Here is a 16,950-nt window from a genome sequence, read left to right on the forward strand (position 1 = left end):
ACTAATGTATTATGAATAATTCTTTACATTAGTTGTATGATTTTAGTAACTGGAGGAACGGGTTTAGTTGGGGCACATTTACTTTATAAGCTTGTTAGTAGCAATAAAGAAGTAAGAGCCATTTACAGAAACGAACATAAACTTAGTAATGTAAAAAGTGTGTTCTCTTGTTATATAGATAATTATGAACCTCTTTTTAATTCAATTGAATGGGTTGAAGCTGATATTTTAGATATTCCTTCTTTATCTGATGCTTTTATTGATATTACTCACGTTTATCACTGCGCCGCTTTTGTATCTTTTGAGCCTGACAAATACCAACTTTTAAGAAAAACAAATATTGAAGGCACTGCAAACATTGTAAATTTATGTATTTCTAATTCTGTTGAGAAACTTTGTTATGTAAGTTCTGTCGCTACTTTAGGAAGTGAAACAAACAACAAACCTATTACTGAAAAAACTAACTGGAATACAGAAGCAGATAACAGTGTTTATGCTATAACTAAATACGGTGCAGAAATGGAAGTTTGGCGCGGCACTCAAGAAGGCTTAAATGCTGTAATTGTTAATCCTGGAGTTATTCTAGGAGCTGGTATTTGGCGTTACGGAACAGGAAGTTTATTTAAAAAAGCAAATAAAGGTTTCAAACATTACACATCTGGATCTGTTGGTTTGATAGATGTTGAAGATGTAATAACGATAATGATTAAACTTATGGAAAGCAACATTAATAATGAACGCTTTGTGCTTGTTGCTGAGAACTTAACTTATAAAGATTTTTTACAAGCCTTATCGAATTCTGTAAATGCTGAACCTCCAAAAAAATTAGCTAGCACTTTTATATTAAGTATGGGCTGGAAACTAGATTGGTTAGTCCATAAATTAACTGGTAAAAGAAGACAATTAACAAAACACTTAGCGCAATCATTAGCTTCTGAAACTTTTTACGCTAGTAATAAAATTAAAGATGCATTAAACTATAAATTTAAACCAATTGATAAAACTATTATTTCCGTGGGACATCAATATCTGAAATAGGCTCAACTAAAATGCCTTCATTTTGGAATTTCTTTTTTAAGATAGTCCTCCTTAATGAATCACTATTTATTAAAGTTTTTAGAGAATCTTTCACTTTAATTACAGCTAGAGTATCTTTTTCTTTTGATAATGTTTTAAGCGAATCTTCTTCGCGTTTTGTTTTCTCCTTCCACTCTTGCGCCTCTAAAGCTTTGAACTTAACAGTTAATGCTTCTAAACTATCTTCAACCTTAGTATAAATTTCTTTATAATCTTTTATATGAAATGCATAATAGTTATTACTTAAAGCAAATTGTAAACTATCGATATTATATTTTTTATAAACATAGGTTTTAAAATCAATACCATTTTCTGACATTATTTTTTTATTAACAGAACTTGCCGAAGCTATAAGCTTAGCATCCATTAAAATATCTACCATTTTTTCCTTAGAAATTAAATTCTTTGGCTTGTCTGGTCCCTTTACTTTACTACAAGATATTGTAACTAAAATAACACTTAGGCAAAGTATAAATCGTTTTAAAATCATCTATTAAAAGTTAATCGTTCGGCAGATTTTACTGAATTAAATTTAGAATTTTGATATACCAAATTCCCATTTAAAAAAGTATGTGTAATTCTAGATTTAAATGTTGTTCCTTCAAAAGGCGACCACTTACATTTATATAAAATATTTTCTTTAGTTACCGTCCAAGGGTTATTCAAATCTACTAAAACTAAATCGGCAAAATAACCTTCTTTTACATAACCCCGTCTTTCTACTTGAAATAAGATAGCCGGATTATGGCACATTTTTTCTACTATTTTTTCTAACGATATTTTACCTCTATGATGCATTTCTAACATAGCGGGTAATGCATGTTGTACTAATGGACCACCTGAAGGCGCACTAGTATAAACGTTTTTTTTCTCTTCAATAGTATGTGGCGCGTGGTCTGTCGCAATAACATCAATTCTGTCATCTAACAACGCCTTCCATAATTGATCTCTATCTTTTTTTGTTTTTACTGCAGGATTCCATTTTATTAACGTCCCTTTTTTATCATAATCTTCATCAGAAAACCATAAATGATGGATACAAACTTCGGCTGTTATTTTTTTATCTTTTAAAGGAATTTTATTTGTGAATAAATTGGTTTCTTTCCCTGTAGACAAATGAAAAACATGTAACCTTGCACCTGTTTTTTTTGCTAATTCTATAGCTTTTGATGATGATAAGTAACAAGCTTCCTCGCTTCTAATAATTGGATGGCATTTAATTGGAATATCATCTCCATATTTTTCAAAGTGTTCATTAAAGTTCTTTTTAATAGTACCTTCATCTTCACAATGCACAGAAATAAGCATGTTAGTACTTTTAAAAATTTTCTCTAAAACTTCAGGGTTATCTACCAACATATTTCCTGTTGAAGATCCTAAAAATAATTTCAACCCTGCTACTTGATTAACGTCTAATTTTAAAATTTCTTCTAAATTATCGTTAGTTCCACCAAACATAAAAGAATAGTTAGCAAATGATGTTTTTGCAGCAATCTCAAACTTTTCTTCCAACTTCTCAATAGTCGTTGTTTGTGGATTGGTATTAGGCATTTCAATAAACGAGGTAATACCTCCAGCTATCGCCGCTTTACTTTCTGTTTCAATATTTGCTTTATGTGTTAAACCTGGCTCTCTAAAATGCACTTGATCATCTATAGCTCCAGGAAACACATATTTGCCTTCAGCATCAAAAACATTTATATCTGCAGATTTTGCACTTATTGAATCTTTTATTTCTTTAATATATTTTCCTTCAATTAATATATCGCCACTAAAAATAGTTCCTTCATTAACTATTTTAGCATTTTTTATAAGTGTCATTTTTTCATTCATACTTTCTATTTTTTAAATAGACTTTTAACCTTCATTGAAATAACTCCGAAAATAGCTTCAGATATAATTTTGGAACTTAATTTCGATTCTCCTCGCATTCTATCTGTAAAAATAACAGGCACTTCAACAATTTTAAACTTCTTTAAATAAGCTTTAAATTTCATTTCAATTTGAAATGCATATCCTATAAATTTTATTGCATTTAAATCTATCGACTCTAAAACTTGTCGTTTATAACATACATAACCAGCAGTCGTATCATGAATTTTCATTCCTGTAATTAAACGTACATATTTTGAAGCTCCATAAGACATTAGTACACGACTCATTGGCCAGTTAACAACATTTACACCCGTTACATATCTAGACCCTATTGCCATATCTGCTCCATCAATATGACATGCATTATACAGCTTTTGTATATCATTTGGGTTATGTGAAAAATCGGCATCCATTTCAAAAATATAATTATATTTTTTTTCTAAACACCATTTAAACCCATGAATGTATGCCGTACCTAAACCAGATTTTTCTTGTCTTGTTTCTAAAAACAATCTATTAGGAAAATCATTTTGAAGTTCTTTTACTTTTAAACCTGTTAAATCTGGTGAATTATCATCTACAATAAGAATATGGATATCGATTGATTGAAATAAAACTGCCTTAACAATTGCTTCTATATTTTCTATTTCATTATATGTTGGAATAATTACAACAGTATCCTTCATATCTCTTTTTCTTGAAACTTAATTAGTTTTGGCAAATGTACATTAATAAGCGTTTATTTTTTTTAAATATTCCTTAATAATACACTTCAATATTAAAAATTATGATAATTTTATGGCATGCTTCGTAACATAGTTTCAAACGAATTATATACAGTTTTACTAGTCATTGGAATAGTAATTGTGGCCATTGCTAAATTAATGGCTCCTAAGCGTTTTTCCGATTTTATACTTGTTTTAGGAAATAATAAATACTTAAAAATTTATGCTAGAGAACAAAAATTCTTTGACAAATTTGATGGTTTATTATTTAGCAACTTAATTTTATCTCTATCTGTTTTCTGCTATATAATCTACCAATATATTACTGAGACAAGAACAGTCTCTATTAATTTACTGTTTAAATTAGCTTTTGGTATAGCTGCTTTTATATTAATAAAAGTACTTATTGAGCGGTTAATTGCTAGTGTATTTGAAATAGACAAATTAATTGACACATATCTTTTTCAAAAAATTACTTATAAGAATTATTTAGGTGTTTTTTTATTACCAATAAATGCATTGCTTATTTTTAGTTTTCAACCTACATTAACCACATTTTATGTAATAATCATATTATTGTTAATTGTAAATTTAACAGGCTTAATTAGTTCATTTAAAACACATCAAAGTTTAATAAAACCCAACTTGTTTTATTTTATTTTGTATCTTTGCGCACTTGAAATAGCACCCTATGTTATTTTACACAAGGTATTTTTTACTAAATAACACAAACCAAATGCGCTTATGAAAGTGAAAACCATTTTAGTATCTCAACCAGAACCTAAAATAGAGAATTCTCCTTACTTCGATTTACAAGAAAAACAACGTGTAAAAATAGATTTTAGACCATTTATTCATGTTGAAGGAGTTTCTGCTAAAGATATAAGACAACAAAAAGTTGATTTAAATAATTACACCGCTATTATTTTAACTAGTAGAAATGCTGTAGATCACTTTTTTAGAGTTGCTGATGAAATGAGATTTAAAGTTCCAGATAGCTTAAAATATTTTTGCCAATCTGAAGCTGTAGCCTATTATCTTCAAAAATATGTGGTATATAGAAAACGTAAAATTTATGTTGGGAAACGTTCTTTTTCTGAACTTTCTCCATTAATTAAAAAATATAAAGACGAAAAATTCTTACTTCCTAATACAGATAAAGTGAAAGATGAGGTTCCAGAAACTTTAAATGCTTTAGGTGTAAACTGGAAACAAGCTACTTTTTTCAAAACTGTGGTAAGTGATTTATCAGATTTAGCCAATGTTTCATACGATGTTTTAGTATTTTTTAGTCCTTCTGGTATTGAGTCTTTATTTCAAAATTTTCCAGATTTTAAACAAAACGAAACACGTATAGCTGTTTTTGGAAATACAACTATTAAAGCTGTTGAGGAAAAAGGTTTACGTGTAGATATTGCTGCACCAACACCAGAAACACCATCAATGACCATGGCTTTAGAAAAATATATTGAAAAAGTGAATAAAGGGAAATAACTACTTGTCTTTAACAAAATTAAAAAAAGGATATAATTTAAAAATTATATCCTTTTTTTTTTGAGGCTAAGAATTTTAACATACCTTTTTATTCATTCTATAGAAAAAGAGATTTTTCTTAAGTATTTTTTGAGTTCATTATTTAATCAAAAGAATCAAAGAGAACATTTTAATCTAATTAGTTTTATGGTATAAGTAGCAAAATATGCTACATAACTTTAAATTAATAAAATTAAAATTATGAAAAATTTATTTAGTGCTTTTATATGCTTAATAACGATTAGTACAGTTTCTGCGCAATCTTGGTCAGATAATTTTCAAATTGGAGCTAAGGGAGGTATTAATTTTGCAACAGTTACAGGAGATGACTTTGACAGTCCAGATGCAAGAACTAGCTTCTACGCAGGTTTACTAGCAGAAATACCTGTTTCGGAAAGATTTTCGATACAACCAGAGGTGTTTTATTCTGGACAAGGATTCGATATTACTGATGAACCGGATGAATTCGATGCAGAATACCAAGTAGACTATATTAACGTCCCATTGATACTAAAGTTTTATATACTTGATGGCTTTAATATCCATGCGGGACCTCAATTTGGTTTTAAAATTAATGAAGAACTAGATTTTGACCCAAACAACGATGGTGGAGACACAGATACCGATCAAATAAAAGATTTTGATTTAGGTCTTAGTGCTGGGCTTGGTTATAAAATTGGAGAAAATTTCTTCGTCGAAGCCAGATATACTTATGGTTTTTCTGAAGTTATTGAAGATACCGATGTTCATAATTCTGTTTTCTCTGCTGGAATTGGTTTTATGTTTTAATTGAAACTTATAATACAAAAAAGGAAAATAGGTTCCTAAAAAACCTCTGCTTAACGTGATAAAATTAAATTTATAAAGACTTTATACATAATAAAAGTCGAATTGAATTATAGGTGAACAACTCTATTAAAGTTATTGAAGAAAAGTATGTGTATAGATTTATATAACAACACTTCAAATAACATAAATGACTATGGCTTTAGAAAAACATACTGAAAAGTGAATAAGGGAAATAATTAATTTTCTAAAGCAAACAAAAGGATGATTTTAAAATCATCCTTTTTATTAAATAGAATAACAAGGTAGATAAAATTAAGTCTATGAACCTTATAAAATCGTATATTTAAGAAATAACATATTAAATAACTTATAATTATGAAAAAAAATATTCTTTGCCTAATGCTAATAACATTATCGTTTGTTATGTTTCCAAATACTATAATGGCTAGTGAAATTACTCCAACACATCTAACTGCTAAATCTAACGAAATTCCCGAGGAAATTAAAGTAATGATTGATCGCTTAAATGAAATTAAAGACATGGATAGATCGTCTTTAAATCGTTTAGAAAAAAAAGAATTAAGAAAAGAAGTTAGAGCGATAAAGAAAAGTGTTAGAGCTTCTGGAAATGGTCTTTACATATCAAGTGGAGCAATAATAATTATTTTACTTTTGATTATTATTCTTTAATCCTTACAAAAAAATAAAAAAGCCCAATTAAATTTAATTGGGCTTTTTGTTTTATTATTTAAAACGCATAACGCTGTGGACCGCCGCGTCTAATTTCTTCAGTACAATGTTCTTCAAACTTTTTAAAATTCTCTCTAAAAGCATTGGTTAATTTAAAAGCCGTTGTGTAATAAGCTTCATCATTATTCCAAGTTGCTCTTGGGCTTAAAACACTTGTAGGAACACCAGGGCATTCTCGTGGTTGTGCTACCCCAAAAACAGAGTGTATATGGTAATTATCATAATTATACAATCCTAAATCACCATTTAAAACAGCATTAATCATGGCGCGTGTATATTTTAATTTCATTCTTGTTCCAACACCATAAGGTCCACCTGTCCAACCTGTGTTTACCAACCAAACATTAACGCCTGCATCAATCATTTTCTTGCTTAACATTTCGGCATATTTAGATGGATGCAATGGCATAAAAGGGGCTCCAAAGCAAGCTGAAAACGACGGCACTGGCTCTACAACTCCTGCCTCGGTTCCTGCTACTTTTGCTGTATAACCAGAAATAAAATGGTATGCTGCTTGACTTGGTGTTAACTTAGAAATTGGAGGTAATACTCCAAAAGCATCAGCGGTTAAAAAGAAAATATTTTTTGGATTTTCACCTATAGATGGAACTTGAATATTTTCAATATGGTTAATAGGATAACTTACTCTTGTATTTTGTGTGATTGAAGTATCTTCAAAATTAACATGACCATTTTTATCTAAAACAACATTTTCGAGAATGGCACCTTTTTTAATAGCATCAAAAATTTCTGGTTCATTATCTCTTGATAAGTTTATTACTTTTGCATAACAACCTCCTTCAAAATTAAAAACCGTATTTTCATTGGTCCATCCATGTTCATCATCACCAATTAAACTTCTATTTGGGTCTGTAGATAAGGTTGTCTTTCCTGTACCTGATAATCCAAAAAATATGGCTGTATCTCCATCTTTACCAACATTGGCACTGCAATGCATAGGTAATGTGTTTTTATATACAGGAAGTATGAAGTTTAAAGCAGAAAAAATACCTTTTTTAATTTCACCTGTATAACCAGTTCCGCCTATTAGTGCTATTTTTTTTGTGAAATTTAAAATCGCAAAATTATGTTGGCGTGTTCCATCCTCTTCCGGATTAGCCATAAAACTTGGTGCATTTACAACAGTCCATTCAGGAGAAAAATTCTCTAATTCTTTTTCTGTTGGACGCAAAAACATATTATAAGCAAACTGGTTACTCCAAGGATATTCATTAATAATACGAATATTTAACTTATAGTTTTCATCTGCACAAGCATAACTGTCTCTTACAAAAAGTTCTTTATTTGATAAATAATCTACAACCTTATTGTAAAGCTTATCAAACTTATCGGCATCAAACGGAATGTTTATATTACCCCACCAAACTTTATCTTTGGTAATATCATCTTTAACTATAAACCTATCTTTTGGTGAACGACCAGTAAACTCTCCTGTATTAACTGCCAAAGCACCAGAAGACGCTTCTACACCTTGTCCTTTATTAATAGCGATTTCGTGTAACTCCTCTGGAGATAATTGGTAATTAATTTTTGCGTTTTTTATGCCATATTGCTCTAACGAAATCGTTTTCGTAATCTGGTCGTAATTTCCCATAACTTTTATATAATTTTAATTATTCTGCAAAATTAAGATTTATTTTAGGTAAAAGTAGAATTAATAACGAAAATAAAACAACACCAATTCACCCATCTTCTTAATACCAATTGAGAGGTTACTTATTTGTTTTCCTTCATTTTCAAAAAATCAATAAGTATAAATACCCAAGCTAAAATTAAGAGCAAACCTCCTATTGGTGTTATAAAACCAATAATTTTAAAATTAAAACTTGTTAACGAATTTGTAGCTAATCCATAAATTGATCCTGAAAAAAAAATAACCCCAATTAATGTTAAGTAATAAACCATCTTTTTAGTTTTTTCATTTATTAAAGCTGTACTACCTACAAAAAGTAAAAAAACAGCATGATACATTTGGTACCGAACTCCAGTTTCAAAAGTTTGTATAGCTTCCGCTGTAATTAACTGTTTTAAACCATGTGCACCAAAAGCACCTAAAACAATACTTATAATTCCCAAAAGGGCTGCTGTGATTAAAATTTTTTTATTCATTATTATAAATTATTCTCAATAAAAACTTTTATTTTTTATTAATTTCGTAAAATCAAATACTAATTAAACAATTTAGCTAGTATTACACAAAATTACTCAACAAAACCCAATATGCGAAAGATTTTAATCATTGGTTCTGGAAAATCAACATCTTATCTTTTAAAATACCTACTAGATAAATCTGTTTTAGAAAATCTATTTATCACTATTGGTGATTTAAATATTGAAAACACTAAAAAGCTAATTGAGAATTATAAAAACACTAAAGCTATAGTATTAGATGTTTTTGATGAAACATCACGTAAGGAAGCCATTAAGAATTCAGACATCGTTATATCAATGCTACCTGCACGTTTTCATATAGAAGTGGCCAAAGATTGTATTTTATATAAAAAACATATGGTAACCGCATCTTATGTAAGTCCAGAAATGCAAGCTTTAAATGATGATGCTATTGCCAATAACCTCATTTTAATGAACGAAATTGGTGTTGATCCTGGTATTGATCATATGAGTGCCATGCATGTTTTAGATAGAATTCGAGATAATGGAGGTAAAATTATTTTGTTCGAATCTTTTACTGGAGGATTAGTAGCTCCTGAAAGTGACAACAACCTGTGGAATTACAAATTTACATGGAACCCAAGAAATGTCGTAGTTGCCGGTCAAGGTGGAGCTGCAAAATTTTTGCAAGAAGGCACCTATAAATACATACCATACAATCGATTATTTAGACGTACCGAGTTTTTAGATATTGATGGTTTTGGACGTTTTGAAGTTTACGCTAATCGTGATTCTTTAAAATACCAAAGTGTTTATGGACTAGAAAACATTAAAACTTTATATCGTGGCACAATGCGTCGCGTTGGTTTTAGTAGAGCGTGGAATATTTTTGTAACCTTAGGCATGACAGACGATAGCTACACCATAGATGATAGCGAAAACATGAGTTATCGCGACTTCGTTAATGCCTTTCTACCTTATAGTCCATCAGATTCTGTAGAATTAAAATTAAGATATCAAATTAAAATAGATCAAGATGATATTGTTTGGGATAAGCTTGTAGAACTAGATATTTTTAGTTCCACAAAAAGAGTAGAACTTAAAAAAGCAACTCCAGCACAGATTCTTGAAAAAATATTAATGGATAGCTGGACACTTGCCAAAAACGATAAAGACATGATTGTTATGTATCATAAATTTGGTTACGAAAAAGATGGTAAAAAATACCAAATAGATGCTAACATGGTAACTCTAGGCGAAGATCAAACTTATACTGCTATGGCAAAAACCGTTGGCTTACCTGTTGCGATTGCAGCTCTCGCTATTTTAAATGGCAAGATTAAAACGTCAGGTGTACAAATTCCTATCACTAAAGAAGTTTACCAACCTATTTTAAAAGAGTTAGAAACTTTTGGCATTACATTTAACGAAAAAGAAGTGCCATATTTAGGCTATAATCCTTTAAATAATTAGTTTTTGGGCGTTACCACAAGGGTCGCGCTTTCCGTTCCAATCTTTTTAAAACTAATTATTCTCATTTATCGTCATTACGAGAAGCAAAGCGAGGTGGTAATCTTATTAAACAGATTACCACAACATTTTATAAATGTTTCGCAATGACGAAGAGTTTTAAAAAGGATTTCCTCTATAATCGCTAACGCAAGCATTATAGTTTCAATTTAAAAGTAAATAGTTACTTTTATGTTTTAGATTAAAATAATATGTCAAGCCAAGGAATATTCAAGATTGAATGGTTAATAGAATTAATTAAAGAACAAGAACCTGATAGGTTAGATTTAATAAATCATTTAAAAAAATCGGAAATAAAAGAATGGTATAAAAGGGCTTATGTAGGATTAGTAAATGCAATTAAACCAAATCAACCTGGGTCTGAATGGCAATTTGAAGAAAATATAGAATTACATCATCCAACCGAAGGAACCATTATTTTAGATATTCTAAAAGGTGGTAGAGTTGGTGGTATTGAATTTTTAAAATACATACCACATTATTAAAATATAGATGAAGCAAAAAACAAAAGCGATAACCATTGATGGTATTGATAAAAAAATACTACGTGCATTAACTACAGATGCTCGAACACCTATTTTAGAAATTGCTCGTAATGTTGGTATTTCAGGAGCAGCAATTCATCAACGGTTACGAAAGCTAGAAAAATCTAAACTCATTTCAGGTTCCATGTTTATTATTGATCCTAAAGTGTTAGGCTATTCAACTTTAGCATTTGTTGGCATTTACTTAGATAAAGTTGCGAACTCAGAAGATATTATTAGGGCTTTAAAAAAAATCCCTGAAGTTCTAGAGTGCCATTACACAACTGGTGTTTATAGTATTTTTATTAAGCTACTTTGTTTAGATAACGCACATTTAATGTATTTACTTAGCAATAATATTCAAACTATAACCGGTGTTTTAAGAACCGAATCTCTTATTTCTTTAGAACAACAAATTGATAGACAAGTACATATATAATTCAACGAAATTAAAGTAGTTTCTTGCGCAACATTTTAATATTATTGTATCTTATAATTAATACTACACCAATCAATCTTTAAACAAACTTTTATGAAGAGAACTTTATTATTTTTACTCATCCCCTTTTTTGTGTCATCATCTTTATTTTCACAAGAAGTATCCACAGACAATGCTACAGAAGACAAAAATGAATTAAAAATAAACATGACAAATCTTATTGGTTTTAAATGGCTTGATGTAGGTTACGAGTATATTTTAAATGAAGAGTCTTCAATTGGGATAGGAATATTAACAAAAATTGGATCAGACAGAGATGACAGTGATGGTCTTGATGAATACAGAACATTTTCGTTAACACCCTATTACAGACATTTTTTTTCAAAAAAATACGCTCAAGGCTTTTTTGTTGAAGGTTTTGCCATGTTACATTCTGGAGAAGACGAATTTTATAATAACAACTCTGGCTCGTATTATGACGAAAAATATACCGATTTAGCCATTGGTGTTTCTGGAGGAGCAAAATTTGTTACCAAAAGAGGTTTTATCGCTGAAATATACTTAGGAATTGGTAGAGATATGCTTGATCAAAGTGATATTGAAGTTGTTGGAAGAGGCGGTATTGCACTAGGTTTTAGATTTTAATAAACTAACAAAAAAAGAAAAACCCAAGCAATTACTTGGGTTTTTCTTTTTTTGTTAGTCATGTTTGAAATGAGGAACGATTGATATATCACACACTGGAATATCTATCAAATAATATAATTTCTCCTATCGTCGAAATGACTTTAAACCTTGTTTCTATTTCATTTTCATTAACCAAGTGCGTACATCTACTTCTTGCTTAATAATATTTCGCAAATCTTCTATTTTAACACGTTCTTGTTCCATAGAATCTCTATGACGAATAGTTACTGTGTTATCTTCTAAAGTATCATGATCTACAGTAATACAAAATGGTGTTCCGTTTGCATCTTGACGACGATAACGTCTACCAACAGCATCCTTTTCATCGTAATCTACATTAAAATCCCATTTTAAATCTTCTACAATTTGTCGTGCTACTTCTGGTAAACCATCCTTTTTTACTAAAGGTAAAATAGCCGCTTTTACTGGTGCTAAAACACTTGGTAATTTTAAAACTGTTCTAGTCGTTCCATTTTCTAATTCCTCTTCAACTAAAGCGTTTGAAAATACTGCTAAAAACATACGGTCTAAACCAATAGATGTTTCTAAAACATAAGGTGTATAACTCTTGTTTTCTTCATGATCAAAATATTGTAATTTCTTTCCTGAAAATTCTTCGTGTTGTTTTAAATCGAAATCTGTTCTTGAGTGAATTCCTTCTAATTCTTTAAAGCCAAACGGAAATTTAAACTCTATATCTGTTGCAGCATCTGCGTAATGCGCTAATTTTTCGTGGTCATGAAAACGGTAGTTATATTGTCCCATTCCTAAACTTAAATGCCATTTCATTCTAGTTTCTTTCCAATGTTCAAACCATTCTTTTTGTGTTCCTGGTTTAATAAAGAATTGCATTTCCATTTGTTCAAACTCACGCATTCTAAAAATAAATTGTCTTGCAACAATCTCGTTTCTAAATGCTTTTCCTGTTTGTGCAATTCCAAAAGGAATTTTCATTCGTCCAGTTTTCTGTACGTTTAAAAAATTCACAAAAATACCTTGTGCGGTTTCTGGTCTTAAATATAAATCCATCGCAGATTCGGCTGAAGCACCAAGCTTAGTTCCAAACATTAAGTTAAACTGCTTAACGTCTGTCCAGTTTCTGCTTCCTGTTAATGGGTCTGCAATTTCTAATTCTTCAATAAGTGCTTTTACATCTGCTAAATCTTCATTTTCTAAAGATTTTGCCATCCGCGAAAGCGTAGTATTTATTTTTTCTTGGTATCCTACAACTCGCCCGTTTGTAGACACAAATTCTTCTTTATTAAAAGCATCACCAAAACGTTTTTCAGCTTTAGCAACTTCTTTGTCAATTTTTGCTTCAATTTTAGCACAATAATCTTCAATTAAAACATCGGCTCTATAGCGTTTTTTAGAATCTTTATTATCAATTAAAGGATCGTTAAAAGCGTCAACGTGCCCTGAAGCTTTCCAAGTTGTTGGATGCATAAATATTGCAGCATCAATACCTACAATATTTTCATTCATTTGCACCATGGCTTTCCACCAATAGTCGCGTATATTTTTCTTTAATTCTGCTCCGTTTTGCGCATAGTCATAAACTGCACTTAAACCGTCATAAATTTCACTACTTTGAAATACGTATCCGTATTCCTTTGCATGCGAAACTACCTTCTTAAATTGATCATCTTGATTTGCCATGGTGCAAAAATAAAAAACCGCTTCAAACTAATAGCTAGTTTATTAAAAAATAAGTGTTCTATTCTTTTATTTTTTATTTAAGTTTACAAGACCACTATTTTTATATAAATGATTAAACCCTTAGTAAATTTATTTTTTCCTAAAGTATGTTATGCGTGTCACAACTTACTTGACGATAATGAAAATACTATTTGTATGGATTGTAGGCACGATTTGCCTGTTACCAACTTTCATTTTGATAATAATGATGCTGTTAAAAAAGTACTTTACGGACGTGCAAAAATTGAAAACGGAACTGCTCTTTTCCGGTTTGAAAAAGAAGGCATTGTACAACAACTCATTCATAACCTTAAATACAAAGAGCATGAAACTATTGGTTTTTTCTTGGGAAACTGGCTAGGTAATGAATTAAAAACTTTAGATGCATACAAAGATATAGATTTAGTAATTCCTGTACCTCTTCATAAAAAGAAACTCAAAAAAAGAGGTTTTAATCAAGTTACTAAGTTCGGACAACAAATTGCCGAAGCTTTAAATGCTGATTATAAAGATGATGTACTAGTTAAAATTACAAATACTAAATCTCAAACCAATAAAGGAAGATTTTCACGTTGGACTAATACTGATGAATTATTTGCACTTAAGAATATGGAAAATATTAATAACAAACACATTTTATTAGTAGATGATATTATTACTACCGGCGCAACCCTTGAGGCTTGTATTAATATTTTAAATAAAGCTAAAAACATAAAAATAAGTATTGCTACTATGGCAATAGCATAAACAGTTACTCGTTATATCTCTAAAATTATGTAGGTTTGTAAAAATTTAAAATTGTTGATGAACAAAACCCTTTCAAATTTTATTTTAGCCTTAGTTATTGGCTTAATTTTTATAAACTGTGCTAATCGCGGAACTCCAGATGGAGGACCAAAAGATGATACGCCACCAATAATAACAGCATCTGAACCTGAAAATTTTTCTACTAATTTTAAAGGTAATGAAATACGAATTTCCTTTAATGAATATATAAAAATTAAAGACATACAGAAGCAACTCATTATTTCGCCTCCAATGAAAACGCAACCGGAAATTAAACCCCTTGGTGGCGCCAGTAAATACTTAACTATTAAAATTTTTGACACACTCCAACCAAACACCACTTATGCTTTTAACTTTGGAAATAGCATAACTGATAATAATGAAGGAAATCCATATCCATATTACCGTTACGTATTTTCTACAGGCGATTATATAGATTCTCTTTCTGTTAAAGGGAATATTGTTGATGCCTTAAAAAAACAACCAGAAACATTTATAAATGTTGCTTTATACGAAGTAGATTCTACGTTTACAGATTCTATTGTTTATAAAGATGTTCCTAAATACATTACCAATACTTTAGATAGTGTAACCACTTTTTCAATTGAAAATATTAAAGCTGGAAAGTATATGTTAATGGCTTTAAAAGACAACAACGCCGACAATAAATTTCAGCAAAAAACAGATCAAATTGCATTTTACAAAAGCTTTATTGAAGCTCCTACAGATTCTATTTATACACTTCGTTTATTTTCTGAAGAACTAGATTTTAAAGCAACAAGACCTCGATTAATATCTGGTGAAAAAATAGCATTTGGTTACGAAGGTGATTATGAAAATATGGCTATAAAAATACTTTCTGAAACTCCAGAAGATTTTGAATACCGTATTACAAAGGATGAAAAAGCCGACTCATTATATTATTGGTACAAACCAAGAATGGAAGTAGATTCTCTTCTTTTTAAAGTATCTCACCCAAATTTTGATAAAGATTTTACAGTAAGAATTAGCGAACAAAAAAGAGACACATTAGTTATAGCTAAATCACCTTCTGGTGCTATTGGTCTAAATGAAGATTTCAAAATTAAAGGTACTACACCTTTTGTTAGTTTTGATGCTTCAAAAGTCAGCTTAATTGATAAAGATTCTCTAAATATAGATTTTACAACAAAGTTTGACACCATAACAAATACCTACGCTTTAAGTTTTAACAAAACCGAAGAGAATGGCTATAAAATGCAGATATTACCTGAAGCATTAGTTGATTTTTTTGGTGATAAAAATGATACGTTAAATTTTTCAGTTAGCACTAAAAAGAGTTCTGATTTTGGTTATGCAAGATTTACGTTAGTAAATGCTCAATATCCACTTATTATTCAATTAACTGATAAGAAAGGTGACGTTAAATTTGAAGAATATGCTACTACTAATGAACCTGTAGACTTTTTAAATTTACCACCAAGCACTTATTTTATTAGAGTTATTCACGACACTAATGCCAATAGAAAATTTGATACTGGTAATTATCTTAAAAAAATACAACCTGAACGTGTGAGTCACTTTGATGAAATTGAAATTAGAGCAGATTGGGGATATCCTGAAACGCTTCAGTTTAATTAATACTAAAAGTATCTCTGTCGTTTAAAAACTTAAGTTTATTTCTGTAAGCTTGAATATGCCTTTTTTCTAAAGTTACTATTTGGTTTTGTTCTTTATTTAGTTGAAAAGAAGTGATTTCGTTTCCCAAAACATCATAAACAGCAGAATGTCCTGAGTATTCACTATTTACCCCATCAATTCCTACTCTGTTAACACCAATACAATAACACATGTTTTCAATAGCTCGTGCTTTTAACAAAGCATCCCAAGCAGAAATTCTTGGTTTTGGCCAATTCGCAACATATATTAAAACATCATAATCTTCAATATTTCTTGCCCAAACAGGAAAGCGTAAATCGTAACAAATTAATGGGCAAATTTTCCAGCCTTTATACTCTAAAATAACTTTTTTATTACCTGCTTTATACGTTTTATCCTCACCAACTAAAGTGAACGTGTGTCTTTTATCATAATACCCAAGTATTCCGTTTGGTGCTACAAATAGAAGTCTATTATAAAAGTTGTTGTTTTCTGAAATAACAAGACTACCAACAATTGCTATATTTTTATTTGAAGCTAAATATTTCATCCATAAAACCGTTTTACCAGTCATGGTTTCTGCAACGTTTTCAGCATTCATAGTAAAACCTGTTGTAAACATTTCAGGTAGCACAACTATATCGACTTCTTCTGAAAGACTTTCTATTTTTTTGGTAAAATCAATTCGGTTTTGTTCTGGATTTTCCCAAACCAAATCTGCTTGTATTAATGCTATTTTAAGTTTTTCGCTCATTTAAAGACACTT

Annotated in this window: 18 protein-coding genes; 11 read left to right on the forward strand and 7 right to left on the reverse strand. The window is 30.0% G+C overall.

Annotated elements, in window-relative coordinates:
* Positions 1-36: 36 nt before the first annotated feature.
* Positions 37-1,038, forward strand: coding sequence for an NAD-dependent epimerase/dehydratase family protein (locus BT151_RS02105; protein WP_072400110.1), 1,002 nt, complete (start codon positions 37-39; stop codon positions 1,036-1,038).
* Here BT151_RS02105 and BT151_RS02110 read toward each other — a convergent pair.
* The 3 genes from BT151_RS02110 to BT151_RS02120 are packed head-to-tail and all read right to left on the reverse strand — an operon-like array spanning position 1,007 to position 3,638.
* Complete coding sequence (locus BT151_RS02110) at positions 1,007-1,567, reverse strand: DUF4296 domain-containing protein (protein ID WP_072400111.1); 561 nt, start codon at positions 1,565-1,567, stop codon at positions 1,007-1,009. The genes BT151_RS02105 and BT151_RS02110 overlap by 32 nt on opposite strands.
* Positions 1,564-2,910: a dihydroorotase gene (locus BT151_RS02115; RefSeq protein ID WP_072400112.1), complete on the reverse strand. Its 1,347-nt coding sequence runs from the start codon at positions 2,908-2,910 to the stop codon at positions 1,564-1,566. The genes BT151_RS02110 and BT151_RS02115 overlap by 4 nt, the downstream gene beginning before the upstream one ends.
* 5 nt (positions 2,911-2,915) lie before the next feature.
* A complete protein-coding gene (locus BT151_RS02120) occupies positions 2,916-3,638 on the reverse strand; it encodes a polyprenol monophosphomannose synthase (RefSeq protein ID WP_072400113.1) in 723 nt (240 codons plus the stop codon).
* Positions 3,639-3,755: 117 nt separating this feature from the next.
* Here BT151_RS02120 and BT151_RS02125 point away from each other — a divergent pair, with 117 nt between their 5' ends.
* From BT151_RS02125 to BT151_RS02140, 4 genes are all read left to right on the forward strand, one after another.
* Positions 3,756-4,403, forward strand: coding sequence for a DUF4271 domain-containing protein (locus BT151_RS02125; protein ID WP_072400114.1), 648 nt, complete (start codon positions 3,756-3,758; stop codon positions 4,401-4,403).
* 18 nt (positions 4,404-4,421) lie between these two features.
* Positions 4,422-5,171, forward strand: a complete 750-nt coding sequence (locus tag BT151_RS02130; RefSeq protein WP_072400115.1) for a uroporphyrinogen-III synthase — start codon at positions 4,422-4,424, stop codon at positions 5,169-5,171.
* Positions 5,172-5,411: 240 nt separating this feature from the next.
* On the forward strand, positions 5,412-5,999 hold the full coding sequence (locus BT151_RS02135) for a porin family protein (protein ID WP_072400116.1): 588 nt from the start codon (positions 5,412-5,414) through the stop codon (positions 5,997-5,999).
* Between the two features lie 375 nt (positions 6,000-6,374).
* Positions 6,375-6,689 (forward strand): hypothetical protein, encoded by a 315-nt coding sequence (locus BT151_RS02140; protein ID WP_072400117.1) that lies wholly within the window; start codon positions 6,375-6,377, stop codon positions 6,687-6,689.
* A 58-nt stretch (positions 6,690-6,747) separates the two neighbouring features.
* Here BT151_RS02140 and pckA read toward each other — a convergent pair whose 3' ends face one another.
* On the reverse strand, positions 6,748-8,364 hold the full coding sequence (pckA, locus tag BT151_RS02145) for a phosphoenolpyruvate carboxykinase (ATP) (RefSeq protein ID WP_072400118.1): 1,617 nt from the start codon (positions 8,362-8,364) through the stop codon (positions 6,748-6,750).
* A 122-nt stretch (positions 8,365-8,486) separates the two neighbouring features.
* The gene (locus BT151_RS02150) at positions 8,487-8,879 is read right to left on the reverse strand and encodes a DUF423 domain-containing protein (protein WP_072400119.1); all 393 of its coding nucleotides are present in this window, start codon (positions 8,877-8,879) and stop codon (positions 8,487-8,489) included.
* 111 nt (positions 8,880-8,990) lie between these two features.
* On the opposite strand from BT151_RS02150, the gene BT151_RS02155 reads away from it, so the two are divergent.
* From BT151_RS02155 to BT151_RS02170, 4 genes are all read left to right on the forward strand, one after another.
* Positions 8,991-10,355, forward strand: coding sequence for a saccharopine dehydrogenase family protein (locus BT151_RS02155; RefSeq protein ID WP_072400120.1), 1,365 nt, complete (start codon positions 8,991-8,993; stop codon positions 10,353-10,355).
* A gap of 248 nt (positions 10,356-10,603) precedes the next feature.
* The gene (locus tag BT151_RS02160; RefSeq protein ID WP_072400121.1) at positions 10,604-10,897 is read left to right on the forward strand and encodes a hypothetical protein; all 294 of its coding nucleotides are present in this window, start codon (positions 10,604-10,606) and stop codon (positions 10,895-10,897) included.
* Between the two features lie 7 nt (positions 10,898-10,904).
* Complete coding sequence (locus BT151_RS02165) at positions 10,905-11,375, forward strand: Lrp/AsnC family transcriptional regulator (RefSeq protein ID WP_072400122.1); 471 nt, start codon at positions 10,905-10,907, stop codon at positions 11,373-11,375.
* A gap of 93 nt (positions 11,376-11,468) precedes the next feature.
* Positions 11,469-12,020 carry a DUF3575 domain-containing protein gene (locus BT151_RS02170; RefSeq protein WP_072400123.1) on the forward strand — a complete coding sequence of 184 codons (552 nt, stop codon included), beginning with the start codon at positions 11,469-11,471 and terminating at the stop codon, positions 12,018-12,020.
* A 156-nt stretch (positions 12,021-12,176) separates the two neighbouring features.
* Here BT151_RS02170 and BT151_RS02175 read toward each other — a convergent pair whose 3' ends face one another.
* Positions 12,177-13,721 carry a glycine--tRNA ligase gene (locus BT151_RS02175; RefSeq protein WP_072400124.1) on the reverse strand — a complete coding sequence of 515 codons (1,545 nt, stop codon included), beginning with the start codon at positions 13,719-13,721 and terminating at the stop codon, positions 12,177-12,179.
* A gap of 108 nt (positions 13,722-13,829) precedes the next feature.
* Between BT151_RS02175 and BT151_RS02180 the strand changes: the two genes are divergently transcribed.
* Both BT151_RS02180 and BT151_RS02185 read left to right on the forward strand, forming a co-directional pair.
* Complete coding sequence (locus BT151_RS02180) at positions 13,830-14,507, forward strand: ComF family protein (protein ID WP_072400125.1); 678 nt, start codon at positions 13,830-13,832, stop codon at positions 14,505-14,507.
* 57 nt (positions 14,508-14,564) lie between these two features.
* Positions 14,565-16,166, forward strand: coding sequence for an Ig-like domain-containing protein (locus BT151_RS02185; protein ID WP_072400126.1), 1,602 nt, complete (start codon positions 14,565-14,567; stop codon positions 16,164-16,166).
* On the opposite strand, the gene BT151_RS02190 is transcribed toward BT151_RS02185, so the two are convergent.
* The gene (locus BT151_RS02190; protein ID WP_072400127.1) at positions 16,159-16,938 is read right to left on the reverse strand and encodes an amidohydrolase; all 780 of its coding nucleotides are present in this window, start codon (positions 16,936-16,938) and stop codon (positions 16,159-16,161) included. The genes BT151_RS02185 and BT151_RS02190 overlap by 8 nt on opposite strands.
* Positions 16,939-16,950: the final 12 nt, after the last annotated feature.

Origin of the sequence: Flaviramulus basaltis, assembly GCF_900114265.1 — a bacterium.
Classification (GTDB): domain Bacteria; phylum Bacteroidota; class Bacteroidia; order Flavobacteriales; family Flavobacteriaceae; genus Flaviramulus; species Flaviramulus basaltis.

Excerpts from the sequence above, each read along its gene's own strand:
- BT151_RS02105 (WP_072400110.1), top strand. The coding sequence starts at position 37 with ATGATTTTAGTAACTGGAGGAACGGGTTTAGTTGGGGCACATTTACTT.
- BT151_RS02110 (WP_072400111.1), bottom strand. The coding sequence starts at position 1,567 with ATGATTTTAAAACGATTTATACTTTGCCTAAGTGTTATTTTAGTTACA.
- BT151_RS02115 (WP_072400112.1), bottom strand. The coding sequence starts at position 2,910 with ATGAATGAAAAAATGACACTTATAAAAAATGCTAAAATAGTTAATGAA.
- BT151_RS02120 (WP_072400113.1), bottom strand. The coding sequence starts at position 3,638 with ATGAAGGATACTGTTGTAATTATTCCAACATATAATGAAATAGAAAAT.
- BT151_RS02125 (WP_072400114.1), top strand. The coding sequence starts at position 3,756 with ATGCTTCGTAACATAGTTTCAAACGAATTATATACAGTTTTACTAGTC.
- BT151_RS02130 (WP_072400115.1), top strand. The coding sequence starts at position 4,422 with ATGAAAGTGAAAACCATTTTAGTATCTCAACCAGAACCTAAAATAGAG.
- BT151_RS02135 (WP_072400116.1), top strand. The coding sequence starts at position 5,412 with ATGAAAAATTTATTTAGTGCTTTTATATGCTTAATAACGATTAGTACA.
- BT151_RS02140 (WP_072400117.1), top strand. The coding sequence starts at position 6,375 with ATGAAAAAAAATATTCTTTGCCTAATGCTAATAACATTATCGTTTGTT.
- pckA (WP_072400118.1), bottom strand. The coding sequence starts at position 8,364 with ATGGGAAATTACGACCAGATTACGAAAACGATTTCGTTAGAGCAATAT.
- BT151_RS02150 (WP_072400119.1), bottom strand. The coding sequence starts at position 8,879 with ATGAATAAAAAAATTTTAATCACAGCAGCCCTTTTGGGAATTATAAGT.
- BT151_RS02155 (WP_072400120.1), top strand. The coding sequence starts at position 8,991 with ATGCGAAAGATTTTAATCATTGGTTCTGGAAAATCAACATCTTATCTT.
- BT151_RS02160 (WP_072400121.1), top strand. The coding sequence starts at position 10,604 with ATGTCAAGCCAAGGAATATTCAAGATTGAATGGTTAATAGAATTAATT.
- BT151_RS02165 (WP_072400122.1), top strand. The coding sequence starts at position 10,905 with ATGAAGCAAAAAACAAAAGCGATAACCATTGATGGTATTGATAAAAAA.
- BT151_RS02170 (WP_072400123.1), top strand. The coding sequence starts at position 11,469 with ATGAAGAGAACTTTATTATTTTTACTCATCCCCTTTTTTGTGTCATCA.
- BT151_RS02175 (WP_072400124.1), bottom strand. The coding sequence starts at position 13,721 with ATGGCAAATCAAGATGATCAATTTAAGAAGGTAGTTTCGCATGCAAAG.
- BT151_RS02180 (WP_072400125.1), top strand. The coding sequence starts at position 13,830 with ATGATTAAACCCTTAGTAAATTTATTTTTTCCTAAAGTATGTTATGCG.
- BT151_RS02185 (WP_072400126.1), top strand. The coding sequence starts at position 14,565 with ATGAACAAAACCCTTTCAAATTTTATTTTAGCCTTAGTTATTGGCTTA.
- BT151_RS02190 (WP_072400127.1), bottom strand. The coding sequence starts at position 16,938 with ATGAGCGAAAAACTTAAAATAGCATTAATACAAGCAGATTTGGTTTGG.